Origin of the sequence: Paenibacillus riograndensis SBR5 (assembly GCF_000981585.1) — a bacterium.
Lineage (GTDB): Bacteria > Bacillota > Bacilli > Paenibacillales > Paenibacillaceae > Paenibacillus_AQ > Paenibacillus_AQ riograndensis.
The window spans coordinates 5,646,223-5,663,237 of record NZ_LN831776.1; the positions used below are offsets into that span (position 1 = coordinate 5,646,223).

Sequence of the window (17,015 nt, forward strand, 5' to 3'; positions counted from 1 at the left end):
GAATAGGAATCTTTCACTTTAGAACACAAAAGTCCATTTTACCCGACTCATTCCCCCATTTAGCCCGCCTGTCACGAAATCAAAGGCACTTCTACCTCTCATTTCTCCACGACTTACCCGCCGATTTCAAAGTTTGGGCTACGGCAGGACACTTTGTTGTACGTTCTACAGGATTTACGTCGCCTTGAGATGATCTGGAGCCACTTTGTTGTACATTCTGCAGGATTTATGCCGCTTTGAGGTGATCTGGACCTACATTGTTGTATAATCTGCAGGATTTACGCCCCATTGATAGGATCAGACTCTCCATTGTTGTACTTTGTACAGGATTCCCCGCGATCTGTCGTGATGAGAACATCCTCACTTACGTATTCTCACCCATCCGGGTGAGCCGTTATCTTCCCCATGCCAGCAGGCCCTGTACAAAATAACCCCACAAAGTGTGGGACTTTTGCATGGAGGCTGATTCAATGTCTAAAAAAGAACAGGCCGCGTATGCGGCCAGCCCCATTAAAATATACCGATAAACAGTCCCAACATCCCTAAAACACTCCTAAAAACATCCTTTACTTCGCTTCCGCCGTATATTGCTCTGCGGTCTTCAACAGTTCGGCGTAAGCCTCTTCCGGTGTCGATTGCCCGAACTGCAGCTTTTCTACGATAGTTTTATAATCGTTTTTGAAATTCCCCCAGCCTTGAGGGTCGTTTATGAACTTCTGTGCATCCGGTGTTACCTGATTCAGGAAATCAAGCGAGGTTTTGTCGGCATCACTGAAGGTAGGCGTTAGGGCTTCCACCACTTTGGAGTTGACCGGTGTGCCGCGTGTCAGTCCCAGAGTTTTCCCAGCCTCTTCATTATTCACGAACCAGTCCACGAACTTGACAGCCTCTGCCTGATGGGCTGATTGGGCGTTCACACTCCAGAACATCCCCGGTTTCAGCCAGCCGCCTGCTTCTGTGCCATACGGCATGGAGGCGTATCCGAAGGCATCAGGCTTCAGCGCTTCAATGGAGCCGACCTGGTTGGAGAACAGATGGCGTACGACGGCGTTGCCGTTAATGACACTGTCCAACTGCGGATCAAGCTCTTTATCCGTTGTGGTGATGTCCGCCGGAGTCAGAATCCCTTTCTTGCGCAGCTCATCCATCTTGGTCATGAAGCCGATCCAGGTATCCTTGTCGACGCTGAGGTTGCCTTCCGCGTCAAAAATATAGCCTTTGCCCATGCTGTATTGGTAGGCAGTATAATCCACCAAATCGGCGCTCTGATCGGCGAACACATACTTGTCCTCGCCAAGCTTCGCTTTGGCTGCTTCGCCGAAGGCGTAGTAATCATCCCAGGTCCAGCCAAATTTAGGCGCTTCCAGACCCAATTTCTCTACAACCGTCTTGTCATACACCATTCCAAGTGCGGCAACCCCCAGAGGCACGGCATATTGGGTGCCGTTCACTTTGCCGCCATCCATCGTAGTAGCTTCAATATTCTCCACGTTAACCTCTTTCAGATCCGCCAGCAGGCCTCTTCCTGCGTAGTCATTCAGATAAGCGGCATCCATCTGGATGATGTCAGGAGCACTTTTCGCGGAGTATTGCACAGCCAGTTTGTCAAAATAGCCGTCCCAGCCGGAAAACTGCGTCTGGAACGTAACATTGGGATTGAGCGCCTTATATTGGTCAAGCGCTTTCAAGGTAGCGTCATGTCTCGCTTGGGAACCCCACCATGCCACTGTGAGTGTCACCGGTTCGCCTGAGCCAGAGCCTGTGCCTCCGGCCCCCGCAGCAGGAGCAGTCGTGGCAGCGGTGCTGCCCCCCTCCGTATTGTTTGCTGCCGCGCCGTTATTGCTGTTGTTGCCGCAAGCGGCTGACGTCGCAACCATCGCCATTAAAGCGATTGCAAGAAAACTTTTCTTTGCCATTTTATGCATTGTAACTTCCCCCTTCTGTCAGCTCAGCCAACATTTATAGCTCGATAGTAACACCCGCCCTATTCATCGTATAGAAGAGTAATGAACACAAATCTTTCAATATCGACTACAAACTATCGTTTCATCAGCTCGCTGGGGCTGACGCCGCAGTACTTTTTGAAGAGTGTGCTGAAATAAGGGACATTCTGGTAGCCGACCATCTCCGAGACCTCATAGATCAGATGGCTGCCGCCCTGCAGCAGCGTTTTGGCCTTCTCGATCCGCACGCGGATCACATAGTTGGTGAAGGTTTCTCCGGTTACTTTTTTGAACAGCTGGTTCAAATAATTTTTGGAAATATACAGCTGCGAGGCCAAATGCTCCAGTGTGATATCCTCGGCATAATGCGTATGGATATATTCGATCATGAACTGCACCGCCTTGCGGTGCTTATCGTGGATGGTCGGGCCCTGCGCCTTGCGGAGGCCGTCGATTTGCGTCTCCGCGCCGCCGCTCCATACTTTCTCGTGATTCAAATTCAGCGGCAGCTTGGCGAACAGCCTCTGCATGGCCTCATCGCCTGAAGCTTTGATTTCATCCCAGCCATCCTTGACATTTCCAATCCCGAAGCGGACCTCCAGCCCGAGAAAAGTCTTTATACTGCTGACAATAAGCGCCCCGAGGGCATCTGCAGCCTGAATAATCTGCCCCTCCGGCCCCTGGGCCGCCGATGGCAGCAGCAGCGCCGCATGATTGCCGAACAGCCAGACGAAGAAGGCTTCCGGCCATTCGCGGCCATATACCTCGGTGACAATATTGGACACAGCGAACTGGAACAGATTCCAGTCTGCCAGAGAAACGCTGCGGATGCGTTCTGTCCATAAGACCTCCATCACCATCACCGTATATCTCTGTTTGTCCAGTTGCTGCAGAGGTGCCGGAAGTCCAGGATTCTGGCTCCAGCCATTCAACACCGCCACCAGCCATTCCGCAAGGCTTGGAGCTTCCTGCCGGTCAGAGGACTGTCCGCCGCCAAGCTCCAGCCGGTGCAGATAGGTCTCTTCCAGCTTCTCTATGGTTTCAGACAATACCTTACGGATCTGATCCACAGTGACAGGTTTGGTTAGATAATCGTCTACTCCGAGCCGCAGCGCCGTACGGGCGTATTCGAAATCATTGTATCCGCTAAGGATAACAAACCTGCCAGCGAAGCTCCCGGCCTTCAGTTGTTCAATCATTTGAATCCCGTTCATCACAGGCATATAAATATCCGTCAGGACAATATCAGGGTTAACCTCTCCGATCAGCTTCAGGCCGGACTCACCATCAATGGCTTCCCCGGCAAATTCCGCATCCAGCTCTTCCCACGGGATCGCTTTGCGCAATCCTCTTACGACTTGGAAGTCATCATCTATGATGACTACTTTCCACATGCTGCGTTCCTCCTTTAACCGATGGTGAATAAAGTACGGGCAGACAGATGACGGCCTGTGTGCCGCCTTCCGGCGAATTGCCCAGAGTGAAGCCATAGGTGCTGCCGAACATTGCCGTAATCCGCTCACGGACATTGCGCAGACCGTAGCCTCCCTTGGCACTGCGTTTCTCCATCCAGTTCTCCTGCAGCTGGCGGCCGTTGTCCATAACCGTAATCTGCAGCATCTGACCTTCCAGAATGCTCACCGTAATAATCAATGATGCCTGCCGCTTGCCATGGAAGCCGTGAATGAAGGCATTCTCCACGAACGGCTGCAGGATGATCTTGGGCACGAACAGAGACTTGACCTCATCAGCGGCAATGAAGCGGTACTCCAGCCGGTCCTCCCAGCGTATTTTCTGAAACTGCAGATAGCTCTCAATATGGGCCAGCTCCTCGGACAACGGGACAAGGCTGTCGCTGTTGGACAGCGCAAGCCGGAAAAATTGCCCCAGATGGGACAGCATGCTGCTGATTTGCGGCTGGGACGCCTCTATAGCCATCCAATTGACCTGATCCAGCGAATTATAGAGAAAATGGGGGTTGATCATCATCTGCAGCGCTTTAATTTCAGCCGCCCGCTGCTGCTCATGCTGCTGCTCCAGACTGTCGTAGAGTTCTTCAATTCTGTACGTCAGCTTCTCGTAGCCCTGGAACAGACGGCCGAACTCATTTTTGTAATCATCCGGCAGCGGCGTCCTTTTGCTGAGCGAGAAATTGCTCATGGCCTTCAGCACCAGACCGATGGGCTTGACGAACTGGCGGGAGAGAAAGACGGCAAGCAGCAGAATCATCACTATGGTAGCGATTCCAAGTGCCAGAATAACCTTGGTCTGCTTCAGGCTCCCGGCCGTGATCTGGCTCCAGGAGGTGATCTCCACCAGCGACCATTGGGAATCAAGTGAGGAAGACCAGACAAGGAATTCGTCACCGGTGCGTTTGGCGCCATTGGTCCGGGAATCCAGCTGGGCCTTGATCTGTGCTTCATGCTGCTGGAAAAAGGCCTCATCCCCGGTACTCGTAATCAGCTTGTCCGTGGCATCGAGCAGTGCCAGGTTGGAGCGGCTGTCTTCCGTGGCGATCAGGGACTGGAAGGCCGGGACCCGGACATTAAATACCATTACGGCAAAGGCCCTGTTGAAGCGGTTATATACCTTGCGCGCAAAGCTGATGACCGAAGTGTCCCCGCTGTTGGTTTTGATGGTCCGTTCGCTTAGCCAGGCATAATCGGAGTTGCGGAGATCGTCGTACCAGGCTTCCCGCTCCATCTGTCCGATCGGCAGAAACTGGACAAAATCCTGCACATTGTACGACGGCGTCAGATCGGAATAGACATGGATGGATTGCAGAATCGGCATCCCGAATACGTAGTTGTTCAGTTGGGAGCGAATGCTGGCCTGTCCCCGTACCTGGTCATAGGCATTCCCGTCCAGCATCTCTTCATATTGGTCATTGAAATTCTGCGCTGCGGTATTGGAGCTTTGCTCAATATCCTCCAGGTTGGTGTTCAGCTTCTTGTGCAGCTCGATGAGCAGCTTCTGCTGATAGTAGGAGGTGTTGCCCGCAATTTCTTTGGACCCGTTGATATAGCTGAACCAGACAATCAGGCCGACCAGAATCGCTACAATCAGTGCGAAGCCGAAAAAGAAAACAACATCGATACGCAGCGTCTTAAAGGGGTTCACCCGCATATGGTATCCTCCGTACATCCGACAAGTTTATTTCATAGATTATAAAGAAAGAAAGCCGCGAGAACTCGCAGCTTTACATTACTGCTATACATTTTAACCTAGCCCTTCAACGCACCTGCCGACATGCCTTCGACAAAATGCTTCTGTGCCAGGAAGAAGATCAGCACCGACGGAACTATGGATACCAGCGACATGGCCAGCATTTGTCCCCAAGGCACCGACCCTTGCGAATCGATGAACAGCTTGAGTGCCAGATTGATTGTGTATTTATCAATGGTATTAATATAAAGCATCTGTCCGAAGAAATCATCCCAGTTCCACAGGAAACAATAGATCGCAACGGTAACCAGTGCAGGTTTTACTAAAGGCAGCATAATTCTCCAGTAAATGCTGAACCAGGAGCAGCCGTCGATTTTGGCCGCCTCATCCAGCTCTTTGGGGACAGAGCGCATGAACTGGACAAGCAGGTAGATGAAGAACGGACCGCCGATGCCCCCTGCGAACAAATGCGGAATATAAAAGGGCAGATACGTGTTGATCCAGCCCCATTTGCTGAACATGACATATTGCGGCACGATAGTGACCTGGGTCGGCAGCATTAGGGTCACCAGCATAATGGCAAACCAGAAATTACGCAGCGGGAAGTCCAGACGCGAGAAGGCAAAAGCCACCAGACTGCAGGCGACCACACTCGTGAATAACACCCCTGCAACTAGCTCAAAGGTATTAAGGTAGAAATGGGCAAAGGTGAAGTTCGGCACCGACACCCAGCCGTCGGAAAAATTGGCCCAGTGAGGGATTTTCGGGAACAGATTGGCAGAGCTCATCTCCTCATTGGTTTTCAGTGAGGCACCCAGCCACCAGAAGATTGGATACATCATGATCAGGCTGACGACCAGGAGAGAAATATGTGTAACAAAGCGTTTGCTTGAACGGGTGGCTTCCATTATTTCTTCCCTCCTTGCGATTCGTAGAACACCCAATATTTCGAAGTTCCAAATAGTACGGCTGTGAACAGCCCGATCAGCAGCAGCAGCACCCAGGCCAGCGCAGAGGCATAACCCATGTGGAACTTGGTAAAGGCTTCTTCATACAGGTACATAACATAGACAAAGGTGGACTTGACTGGACCGCCGCCCGTGATGACAAAAGCCTGCGTAAACATTTGGAAGGTGTTGATCATCGTCTGAATGGCATTGAACATAATAATCGGCGAGAGCATCGGCAGGGTAATCGAGAAAAACTGGCGGAACTTGCCCGCACCGTCCACAGAAGACGCCTCGTACAGATCCCCCGGGATCTGCTTAAGTCCGGCCAGGAAAATGATCATCGACGAACCGAACTGCCAGACCATCAGCAGGATCAACGTGCCCAGCGCGTATTTAGGATCGGCAATCCAGGCCGGACCTTTGATTCCGAAGATCGCCAGGAAATCATTGATGAACCCGTTGCGGCTGAAGATATTTTTCCAGAGAATCGATACCGCGATGCTTGTCCCGATTAGTGAAGGGAAGTAGACCATCGTCCGGTAAAAGGATATCCCTTTAATCTTCCGGTTCAGCAGCATTGCAATCCCGAGCGCAAACATCAGCCGCAGAGGCACAGTCAGCAGCACGAAAGTAATAGTAATACGCAGCGATGACGGAAAGATATCATCCTCGGTGAAGATTCGGGTGTAGTTCGCCAGTCCGGTCCACTTCGGAGCCGTCAGCAGCGAGTAGTCCGTAAACGAGTAATACAGGGACATAATCATTGGTCCCAGGGTCAACAGGAAGAAGCCTATCAACCATGGGGAGAGAAACAGATACCCGGCGAGCGGCGATTCCCAACGTTTGGCGCGTTTTTTGCTGGACGGAACCGTTTTCAGAGAACCCGCGGGTGCTTGCTTTACAGCAGCATTGTTCATGAATTTTACTCCTATCTTCCAACTGTATCGGAACTTTTCTTTCATTATAAAGTTGCCGCACGCTGGCTTGAAGGAGAGGAATGAATGCTTTTCTTTCACTATTTATCAATTCTCCGCGAGTGCTATTTTCTAAAAAAACTACGTCTGCCCAATTAACAAACAAATACGTTTTTCAAAACGGCTCAAATACAGATGGGGATCTCGGCGGAAGCGCAGGCGATTTGTGCCTTCGTGAAGGCGTTTTGCTTTAAGGCATCATCCACCCAAACGACAAATTCGCCTCCACGCCAGATATAGCGATTCTAACTCCGGAGTCCCGTCATTCGGCGGTGGCGGGTCTTGGTCTGGCGGAAGAAACGTTCATGGTTATTATTCGTTCTCGGCAAGTATGAGACCCGGTCCGCACGATCAAGTTCCTGGACTTCCTCGCTTCCGACGAAGGCCAGATTCTGAACAACTGGGGCATTGAAGGCAAGCATTATACGGTGGAAAACGGCAAACGGGTCGTTATTAATGAAGTTCAGGATCGCATCAACAATGATAATACGGCGTTTACCAAGTAATCCGGACTCGATATCACGTGGAAACGGATTCCCCAGGCCATCCTGGCGAAACCGGCGGATTTCGATAAAATCTGGGAGGACTACATGGCCGACCTCGACAAAGCCGGCGTGGAGAAAATGGAAAAAGGCTATACCAAATATGTGCAGGACCGTGTCGCTTTGTGGAGCAGCAAGTAAGGGGTAAGTTACGCTTCCCCCGAAACATATCAAGTAGAAACGGCTACGCCGTCCTTATTAAGAGCCTATGCTTCCGAAGCAGCGATACAGAGTATCACTTTCAGGTACCCGTTTCAGCGAGAAATAGAAGGATAATTTGCAGCGTGAAGCATATAAATTATATTTAAACTAAAACGACTGTGCCGTCCACCACGGGGCTGCGCAGCCGTCTTGGTTCTAGCGTTACCTGGAGAACGACTCCCCATGAATCCTACGGCAACTTTTTAAGTGGAAAAAGGTTAACTAATTTGCCGGAGTACCCTATCCTCGGCAGATCTAAGTGGAAAAAGGGACACTAATTCAGCTCATTTCGCCATTGTTCAGGAAAAGTGGCCCAATTGGGTTTACTTTTTCCACTTCACTCTCAGGATTTCTTGATTTCCGGAAAAATAAGTTCCCTTTTTCCAACTAGCACCTGCGAAGAAACCGGTAAGTAATTGCTAGTTGGAATCAGGATATTTGGACCGAATCCCACCTCAGAACTCGGCCTTCGCTACTCCAACAACGGTATTTCTGCCGTTGTTTTCGGGCAAGCTGGCCTTCGACGACCCAACAACGGTATTTCTGCCGTTGCTCGTTACAAATTCGTCCAAAGTATTTACTCTACAACTTTAAGCATAATTTTATCCACTTGCGGAAGTTCCCCATACAATAAATAAGGGGGTAAGATTCGCTTCGCCCGTAACATATAAATTCTTATCTCCAAGTGGAAATAAAAGGATATTTTATAGCGTGAAGCATATAAATGTTTGTATTTAAATCAAACAAGGGGTGTTCCAAGCCGTTTCGCGGCTTTTGGAACACCCCTGTTTTACGTTATGCACTACATGCCCACTGCTGAGGAAATTGCCGCAAAAATTGCCGCCACCAGCCAGAGGATCGGAAACAGCTTGAGGATCACCTTCAGCCATTGTCCAAAATTGATCCGGGCAATAGCCAGACCTGCCAGCAGCACCCCGCCTGTCGGAGAGATCAGATTCGTTAATCCATTTCCGAATTGGTATGCGGTTACTACCGCTTCGCGGTTCACACCTACCAGATCGCCTAAAGGTGCAAGCACGGGCATCGTTAAGGCCGCTTCCCCGGATGAAGAAGGGACCAGGAACGTTATAACATTGTGAACGACCAGCATGATGGTCGTGAACAAGTAGTTCGGCAAGCCCTCAAGCATGGTTGCCAGCCCGTTTAGAATGGTATCGATAATCATCCCGTTCTCGGCAACGACAAGAATGCCCCGGGCCAAGCCGATGATCACCGCAGCGTAGATAAATTCTCCACAGCCTTTGACAAAATTCTCGGCGATTTCCTTCTGGCTCATCCGGGTCACAATGCCCGAAAAAATGCCAAGTACAAAGAAAAGCGCTCCGATCTCGGTCATATACCAGCCTTTGCTCAAGATCCCCCAAACAATAATCCCCAAGGTAACGATAAAGCCGCCAATAATCAATTTATCCCGGTTCGAGAATTTTACTTCGATCCCGTCATTCTCCTTGATGAAGTGCTGGCGGTTCAGAATATCGTTCTGGAAGACTGCCGATTTCTCCGGATTCTTCTTGACCCGGTGTGCATACCACATCGTAAAGCCAACCGATATCCCGGTAAAAACAGTCCATTCGATAAATCTCAGCCATAACTGCGGATTTCCCTGCACTCCCGCTACACCTTGCGCAATCAGTACAGAGAACGGATTGACGGTTGATCCGACATAGCCGATCTGTGTGCCGAGGAAAAGGATGAGAATTGCCGTAATGGAGTCAAAACCCAAGGCAAACATTAACGGGATAAAAATAGCATACAGCGGAATGATTTCTTCACTCATCCCAAAGGTGGAACCCCCCAGGCTGAAAATTACCATGGCGATCGGAATCAGCAATATTCCTTTCGTTTTGAGCCTGCCGGCTAAAGCCATCAAGGCCCGGTCAATCGCTCCAGTCTGCAGAATGATTCCGAAGGCTCCGCCTACAATCAGAACGAAGGCCACAACATCGGCAGCATTGATAATCCCCTCCATCGGCGCACTGGCTATTTGGGCAAAACCCTGTCTCAAATCCCCTTGATCACTGATCTTGGGTACGGTGTGGTAGGTTCCCGGAATGATAGCCGTCCGGGAAGAACCATCGACAACAACCTCCTGCCGGTCAAATTGCCCGCTCGGGACAATCCAGGTCAGACCGGCAATAGCGATGATAATCAGGAAAATCAACGTATAGCTATGAGGAAGGGACCATTTCCATTTGCTTTTAACCGTTTCCATTTTTACCCCTCGTTCCTGGCAGCATCATAGGTGATCTGACCGGCGGTAATCGTCAGGATCACATGTGCGTCTCTAATCTCGGTTGCTGTTGTATCCAAAAGATTACGGTCAAATACAGCAATATCAGCAGCTTTTCCAGCTTCCAAAGTTCCTGTGCGCTCCTCCATGCCGTTATGCCGGGCACCGTTAATGGTCCAAGCCTTTAAGACTTCTGCGGCAGGCATCCCCTGCTCCGGCTGCCATCCTCCCATAGGCGATCCATCCGAAAACAGCCGGAATGAAGCCGCATACAGTGAATCAGGCACACTTGTAAGGAAAAGCGGCAGATCCGTGCCAATCGTAACCGGAACATTAGCTTCCAGCATGGATTTGTAATTATAAAAGCGGCTTTCATTTTCCTTACCGGCCACAGCCGACATGTAAGCTTCCTCATAGGAAGGATTTAAAAGCAGAATCTGCGCATACACTTCGGCAAAGATCCCGTTTTCGCCCATCCGCCGGATATCATCGGGATGCGGATATTCCAAATCACTGATCGAATGTCTGATCCGCTGATCCCCCCGGCGGCGGCTGCAGCCTTCAAGGATATCCACTGCCTTGCGGATGGCCGCATCCCCTTCAGCCGTAAGGCAGCATTTGATTCCATGACTGTCCGCTGCCTGGACTGCCGTTTCAATCGCTTCGTAATCAACGGGCCGCAGGGTGGTTACCCCCGGCATATCCGCATAAGGCTCCAGCATATCTCCCGTATGATCGGCTACTACACCATCCAGCATCAGCTTATAGCCCTGAAAACGGAGAAACTCCCCTTGGTAACGCTCTTTATACTGCAGTCCTGCGGGAATATCCAGCGGCTGCAATACAGGTTCAAGTGCGAAATGAACCCGCAGCGGCAGCTCCCCTGCAGCTTCCAGCTCTTCAAGGACCGGAAGCAGACCGCTGTGCCGGTCAAAGCCGATATCTTTTATAGAAGTAACTCCCCGCTTGGCAAGCATCCGGGCGAAGTCCAGAAATTCCTGTCTGACTAATTCCCGGTCCTGCATCATGTCCTTCAGCAGATGGGCACGTGATTCCGCACTGCATTCGTCAGGAGCAAACTGATACTTATGCTGGGCGAGTGTATTCATCCAACAATAGCTTTTGGTCCGGTTAATGGCGATTACAGCCCTATCGGGAAAAGCTTCGTCTAATAAGCTTTGCCCGGGAAGCTGTCCCCAACCCTCTTCACTCCATCCGTAAGCGTATACATTTTGCTCTGAGGGACGATTTTCCGCGTCTTGCCTAAGCAGCTGCAGGGCCTCGTCAATCGTAGCTGCATGTGTCAGATCCACACCACGGTGCATAGACATGTAACCGGTAAAAAACACGTGGTTATCATGCACACCGGGCATAATGAGTGCATCCTTCAGATGATGAACAAATGTTTTTGGCCCAATCCAATCTTTGGCTTCTGCCGGGTTGCCGACCGCGGCAATGCGCTCACCTTGCAGGGCAACAAATGCCGGTGAAACGCTATCCTCTATTCCTGTAAATACTGCATTAGATAACAGTACTCTGTCTGCAAAACCATGTGTAGCTGCTTCCATCAGTTCAACGCCTTTCTGCCGAATATAGATACGACTTATAACGTTATATCGAAACTTCTGCTTCCCGCTTGCCGCAAGAAGCAGAATGAATTACAAAGTAAATTGATAACGGTCTCCGATAATGTACTGCTTGCCTACATGAACAGGCTTACTATGCTGGTCATAAATGATTGTATTCATATAGAACAATGGCTGGCCAATCGGAATTTCCAGTAATTTCGCCTGTTGCTCATCAGCCAGGGTAATTTGCAATACAGTCTCTCCCGGCTGGTTGGGATCAATCTGATAACGGTCCCGCAGCAGCTCATACACCGAGCCTTCCAGGCTTTCCTCCATTAAAAAGGAGAATCGCTCAAACGGATAATAGTTATTTTCCAGCATAAGCGGTCTTTCACCGGCATATCTTTTGCGCTGAATATAGAGCACCGGCTCACCCTGCTGTATTTGCAGCCGCTCTGCGGTTTCCTGGTCGGCCTTAATCTTCTTCCTCTCGGTTATGACGCTGTGCGAAGATAGTCCATTGGCTCTGCAGGCAGCCGTAAAGCTGATAATATGCTCAATTTTGCGGCCGATTTTATGCGCATTGACAAAGGTGCCCTTGCCCTGGCGTTTCGTCAGGTATCCTTCACTCACCAATTCCTCGATAGCTTTCCTTACCGTAATCCGGCTGACATTGTAGGTCGCGCTAAGCTCAATTTCAGTAGGGATTTTATCTCCGGGATTAAAGCTTCCGTTCGCAATGGCGGCTTGGACCGCTTTTTTCAACTGAATATATAGGGGCTCTACCTGTTCTGAATTTAACATCCTTTACCCTCGCTTGTTATATAACGTTATATTACTCTAAGGTTAGAGTAACAAACCTTTCTCTTTTTCACAAGCAGAGATAGAACGTTGCCGTTGTCAGTAACGGGCCCCGAATCCAAAGGAACCTTCTACCATACAGCTTTTGGCAGCTAATCTGCAGCCTTCCTGCATGGCCGCTTGAATATTCCCATCCTTGATCATACTCATTAAAAAGGCTGTAATATAGGAATCGCCTGCTCCCATGGTATCCACGGCTTCAATAAGCTCCGGGGCCTGGTAATAAAAAGCGGTTCCATCATAGGCAATGGAGCTGTCGCCGCCGCGGGTTGCAACCAGAATCTGGCCGTCTCTTCTGCGTTTGGCTTGAATAAAATTCCGCGTTTCTTCCTCGGTCATATGGCTGCAGGAAAAGAACGCAAAATCCGCATTCCCGATATACCGTTCTACTTGCTCATCCTCAAAATCATCCGAGAAATCAAAGGAGAGGGGAATCCCCAGTTCATTCAGCTCTGCAAGCAGATGTCCAGTGTGGCTATAAAGCCCTGTATGAATAAGGTCAAAGCCCCGGATATATTCTCTGTCGGCTTCGCTCAGCATAATCGGATTCAGTCTGGTGACTCCGCCTTCGTTGCTGCCCAGAAATATCCGTTCCCCATTCTCCAGGGTAACACGTGCGCATCCGTTCTCGCCGCTGTGATGTCTGCAGTGTGAGATATCGATCTCTAGCTGCTGCAGCGTATTTTCCACAAGCCGTGCTTCGTCATCATCGCCGAAAACACCGAGGAACGCCGCTTCTGCACCTTCTCCTTTGGCGAAAACACTGAAGTTAAGCGCATTGCCGCCGGGATACATCGTACGCTGATGAACATACTTGTCGACCACATTATCGCCAATCCCTAAGACTTTCATGGTTGTTCCTCCCGATTAGTAGGCTACTTTCCCCATATAACGGCGGGTTTCCAGCGGATGATTTCTGACTTCGGCAAGAGCCTCGCGATAGACACAAATAATACTGTAGAACAACACCGGATTGAAAAATTCCACGACTTCATCGGCAATCGTACCAATTCCAAGCTCTTTGGCATCAATCACTTCGACTTTCTCTGCATACTGATTCAGGAATGTCTGGGCCCGTTCATCCAGCGCGCGGGTACGGCCTTCATTCATCATCAGGATGAATGGTGTTTCTTTATCCGTCACTTCAAAAGGACCATGGAAGTACTCACCGGAATGAATAGCGGCAGCATTCAGCCATTGCATTTCCATCAGCGAGCAGATCGCAAAACCATAAGCATGTCCGTACGAAGCTCCGCTCGTCAAGATATAATAAAGCTCCTCATTGCGGTACTTGTCGGCAAACACACGGGCACGCGGGGCAACCTGCTTTTTACCCTGGTTGATAATGCCGTTGATGGATTCCAGGCCTTTTTGAAAAGCTTCAACATGCGCATACCCTTCAGCCACATGCAGCAATTGAACGGCAAGGTCCAAAATGATAGCCATCGGATTGTTTTTGACATTGCTGTCATCTCCCCATTCATACAGGAAGGAATAATCGGAGTAATTCAGCAGCGCGGCTTCCTTGTTATGGGTCAGGCCAATGGTGTGGGCCCCCTGCTCTTTGGCTGTTTGCGCCGCAGCTACCGATTCCGGCGTATTTCCGCCATGGGAACATACGATAACTACCGATTGTGCACCCAGACGCTTAGGCAAGGCATGAACGAACTCATTCGCCGTATAAAGTCCTGCTACCAGTTTCTTCGCTTCACTGTCAAGAAAATACTTGGAAGGATACATATCGACGAGTGATCCCCCGCAAGCTACAAAATATACCTCTGAAATTCCTTCAGCCACTTTTTCACGGATACTCTGAACAACCTGATTTACGTTCATTTGATTCTCTCCTTTTGTATAACGTTATATAACGTATTGTTTACGAGATAAATATAACCGCTTTCAAAGAAGCTGTCAAGACTTTGTTCAATAATTTATAACGAAGGGGGGGCGAAACGGAAACGGTGAGTTTTTAGCAAAATAACGTCTTCTCAGCTGCTTCGAGCAGCAGATGAACCCCGTAGTTACCGTATCCTTGCTCTGTTTTTTAATAAAAAAACGGCCACACTGTCCTCACTGGACAGCGCAGCCGTATATAAAATTAGGTTACTGGGTATCAAATCCATTTTCTGGTTCAGCCGGTCAGCCCAAGTGGAAAAATGGAGCTTAAATTCTCCCCTTCCCATGCTCCGCAAGCATTAGGTGGAAAAAGGATAACTAATTTGACCGATTCGGACGCTTACAGGCGATTTCGGCTATATTAAGTGTACTTTTTCCCACTATTTCCTCTAAAGTAAGATTTTTTGTCATTTTAGGTGTACTAATTCCACTTCACTGTGCTGCTCAGCTTCGTGCAAACACTCCATAACATGCAGGCCCATCCGAATGATACCTAATTATCCGGCTTATCCGCGGGCGTTGTGGTTGGCAAAATAACAATGACGGTTGCTCCCCGGCCGGGCTCACTTTCCACCCGGATTTCTCCCTGATGAAGCGATATGATCTGTTTCACAATGGCAAGTCCCATACCGCTGCCGCCGTATTTGCGGCTGTGCGAGCGGTCTGCCTTAAAAAACCGTTCAAAGATACGCTTTTGGTCCTCAAGAGAAATCCCTATGCCTGTGTCGGAAACCCTAACGGTCACGTTTTTGAACTCTTGTCTGATGCTGACGGTAATCACGCCGCCATCCTTGGAAAATTTGATGCTGTTGCCGATAAGGTTCGTCCATACCTGATTTAATTGATCCTGATCCGCCGTTAGCCGGACAGGCTCCAAATGGAGCTCGAAACGGATGTTCCGGTCCGACCATTGCGGCTGGACTGCAACGATGACCCGTCTAATCTGTTCATCAAGGCTGAACGTGCTGAGCCGCAGCTGCAGTGACTGCGATTCAAGCAAACTTAGCTTGAGCAGGCCATCGCTCATCTTGGACATCCGCTCAGCCTCAGCGATGATAATATCGAGATAACGGCTTCGCTCCTGTTCTGCAAGGTTTACTTGCTTGAGCGCTTTAGCATATCCGGATATCGAGGTGAGCGGCGACTGGACTTCGTGAGACACATTCGATACAAAGTCCCGGCGCATCTGCTCAAGCTGCTGCAGGTCATGCATCATGTCTTCAAAGCTGCGGGCCAAAGTGCCCAGCTCGCCCTTTTGCTTAATATTCAGGTTGACGCTGAAATCTCCGGTGGCGATCTGCCTGGTCGCTTTGGTCAGCTTTTTGATCGGTCTGACCAGGAACATGGCAGCAACCAGAATAATTAGACTGCCTGCGATCAAAGAGAAGGCCACAAAGTTCAAAAGCCACTTGATGAAAAAAGTAGCGGAAGGGGGAGCAACCGAGTTCACAAACAGCGCTTTTTTTCCCGTTTCTGTTTTCAACGGCAACCCTAAGAGGCTCTTATCCACACCAGATACTTGAACAACTTCCCCATCCAGTACCGCCTTAACTTGATCCATAGTGATTGTGGGAATACGGCTTCCGTTAAGTGTACCGTAAGACTGGAACTGCCCCGTTTCATCATAAACCCGAATATAATAACTGAGCTGTTTCATTCCACTTAGGTAAGTGTCTACTTCCTGCAATGGGAATGACTCGTACATCCGGACGATATCCTGGCCATAATAAAGTATGTTGGTTTTTAAGTTTTCGTTAAACTGATCGTAATATACCCAAGTTGCCACCAATAGGGCAATGATCGTGCCTCCGATTACGGAGACCAGATAGGTCAGGACGACACGTGTGTATAAGGATCTGATCATTCGTGAGCCTCAAGCCGGTAGCCAAGCCCGCGCACCGTTTCGATCCGAAAATCAGGCGTATCCGCGAACCGTTCGCGCAGCCTTTTAATATGCACATCTATCGTCCGGTCATCACCGGCATAATCAATCCCCCAAATCTGGTCGATCAGCTGCCCGCGCGTATAGACTTGTCCGGGTGTTCCAGCCAGCTTATACAGCAGTTCGAACTCCTTCAGCGGCAGCGTAAGCGACTCCGTTCCTCTCATCACCTTATAGGTCTGCCGATCAAGAATGACATTGCCGAATTGAATCTTCTGTGCGGAGCCAATCCGGTATCTTTTCAATAATGCCCGGACACGCGCCGTCAATTCGAGCGGATCGAAGGGCTTTGTCAAATAATCATCCGTCCCCAGCTCGAATCCCTTCACTTTCTCCCAGGTTTCGCCTCGCGCCGTAAGCATAAGCAGCGGAAGATCAGGATTAATCCGTCTGAGCTCCTTGCATAACGTCCATCCATCCATAACCGGCATCATGATATCCAGCACGACAAGATCGGCTTGCGTCGAGGCATATACGTTCAGCGCTTCCTCTCCGTCCGCAGCTTCGGCTGTCTGGAATCCGTCATTGCGGAGAAACAAACTTACGAGCTCGCGAATGTTCGCATCATCGTCAGCAACCAATATAGTAGGCATTCGTTCCCTCTTTCCTTATTGTCCATCCTAATCATTATACAAAAAAATAACCTATAATGTTCCTTCCCCTCACTTCATCATTTGTCTTTTGCTTAGGTTTAATGGATAGGATTATGCATTTTATCCGAA

General features: G+C 49.7%; 12 protein-coding genes and 1 pseudogene. 1 reads left to right on the forward strand and 12 read right to left on the reverse strand.

Features of this window, described 5'->3' with window-relative positions:
• Positions 1–566 precede the first annotated feature (566 nt).
• The 5 genes from PRIO_RS23990 to PRIO_RS24010 form a co-directional block, all read right to left on the reverse strand.
• A complete protein-coding gene (locus PRIO_RS23990; protein WP_020426113.1) occupies positions 567–1,925 on the reverse strand; it encodes an ABC transporter substrate-binding protein in 1,359 nt (452 codons plus the stop codon).
• A gap of 113 nt (positions 1,926–2,038) precedes the next feature.
• On the reverse strand, positions 2,039–3,337 hold the full coding sequence (locus tag PRIO_RS23995; RefSeq protein WP_020426112.1) for a response regulator transcription factor: 1,299 nt from the start codon (positions 3,335–3,337) through the stop codon (positions 2,039–2,041).
• Positions 3,312–5,069, reverse strand: coding sequence for a sensor histidine kinase (locus tag PRIO_RS24000; RefSeq protein ID WP_020426111.1), 1,758 nt, complete (start codon positions 5,067–5,069; stop codon positions 3,312–3,314). Before PRIO_RS24000 ends, PRIO_RS23995 begins: the two co-directional genes overlap by 26 nt.
• A gap of 98 nt (positions 5,070–5,167) precedes the next feature.
• On the reverse strand, positions 5,168–6,016 hold the full coding sequence (locus PRIO_RS24005; protein WP_020426110.1) for a carbohydrate ABC transporter permease: 849 nt from the start codon (positions 6,014–6,016) through the stop codon (positions 5,168–5,170).
• Complete coding sequence (locus PRIO_RS24010) at positions 6,016–6,975, reverse strand: carbohydrate ABC transporter permease (RefSeq protein WP_020426109.1); 960 nt, start codon at positions 6,973–6,975, stop codon at positions 6,016–6,018. Before PRIO_RS24010 ends, PRIO_RS24005 begins: the two co-directional genes overlap by 1 nt.
• 392 nt (positions 6,976–7,367) lie before the next feature.
• On the opposite strand from PRIO_RS24010, the pseudogene PRIO_RS35050 reads away from it, so the two are divergent.
• Positions 7,368–7,715: pseudogene (locus PRIO_RS35050) on the forward strand (ABC transporter substrate-binding protein); the annotation flags it as partial.
• A gap of 862 nt (positions 7,716–8,577) precedes the next feature.
• Here the strand turns inward: PRIO_RS35050 and PRIO_RS24015 are convergent.
• The 7 genes from PRIO_RS24015 to PRIO_RS24045 all read right to left on the reverse strand — a co-directional run bounded on the left by PRIO_RS24015 (position 8,578) and on the right by PRIO_RS24045 (position 16,886).
• Positions 8,578–10,008 (reverse strand): YfcC family protein, encoded by a 1,431-nt coding sequence (locus PRIO_RS24015; protein WP_020431109.1) that lies wholly within the window; start codon positions 10,006–10,008, stop codon positions 8,578–8,580.
• Between the two features lie 2 nt (positions 10,009–10,010).
• A complete protein-coding gene (locus PRIO_RS24020) occupies positions 10,011–11,594 on the reverse strand; it encodes an amidohydrolase (protein ID WP_020431107.1) in 1,584 nt (527 codons plus the stop codon).
• Between the two features lie 90 nt (positions 11,595–11,684).
• Positions 11,685–12,398, reverse strand: a complete 714-nt coding sequence (locus tag PRIO_RS24025) for a GntR family transcriptional regulator (RefSeq protein WP_046505009.1) — start codon at positions 12,396–12,398, stop codon at positions 11,685–11,687.
• A 96-nt stretch (positions 12,399–12,494) separates the two neighbouring features.
• On the reverse strand, positions 12,495–13,307 hold the full coding sequence (locus PRIO_RS24030; protein WP_020431099.1) for a fructoselysine 6-kinase: 813 nt from the start codon (positions 13,305–13,307) through the stop codon (positions 12,495–12,497).
• 15 nt (positions 13,308–13,322) lie between these two features.
• Entirely contained in the window at positions 13,323–14,291 is a 969-nt protein-coding gene (locus PRIO_RS24035) for an SIS domain-containing protein (protein WP_046505012.1), read from the reverse strand.
• Positions 14,292–14,844: 553 nt separating this feature from the next.
• Positions 14,845–16,215, reverse strand: coding sequence for a sensor histidine kinase (locus PRIO_RS24040; protein ID WP_020431094.1), 1,371 nt, complete (start codon positions 16,213–16,215; stop codon positions 14,845–14,847).
• Positions 16,212–16,886, reverse strand: a complete 675-nt coding sequence (locus PRIO_RS24045) for a response regulator transcription factor (protein ID WP_020431092.1) — start codon at positions 16,884–16,886, stop codon at positions 16,212–16,214. The genes PRIO_RS24040 and PRIO_RS24045 overlap by 4 nt, the downstream gene beginning before the upstream one ends.
• Positions 16,887–17,015: the final 129 nt, after the last annotated feature.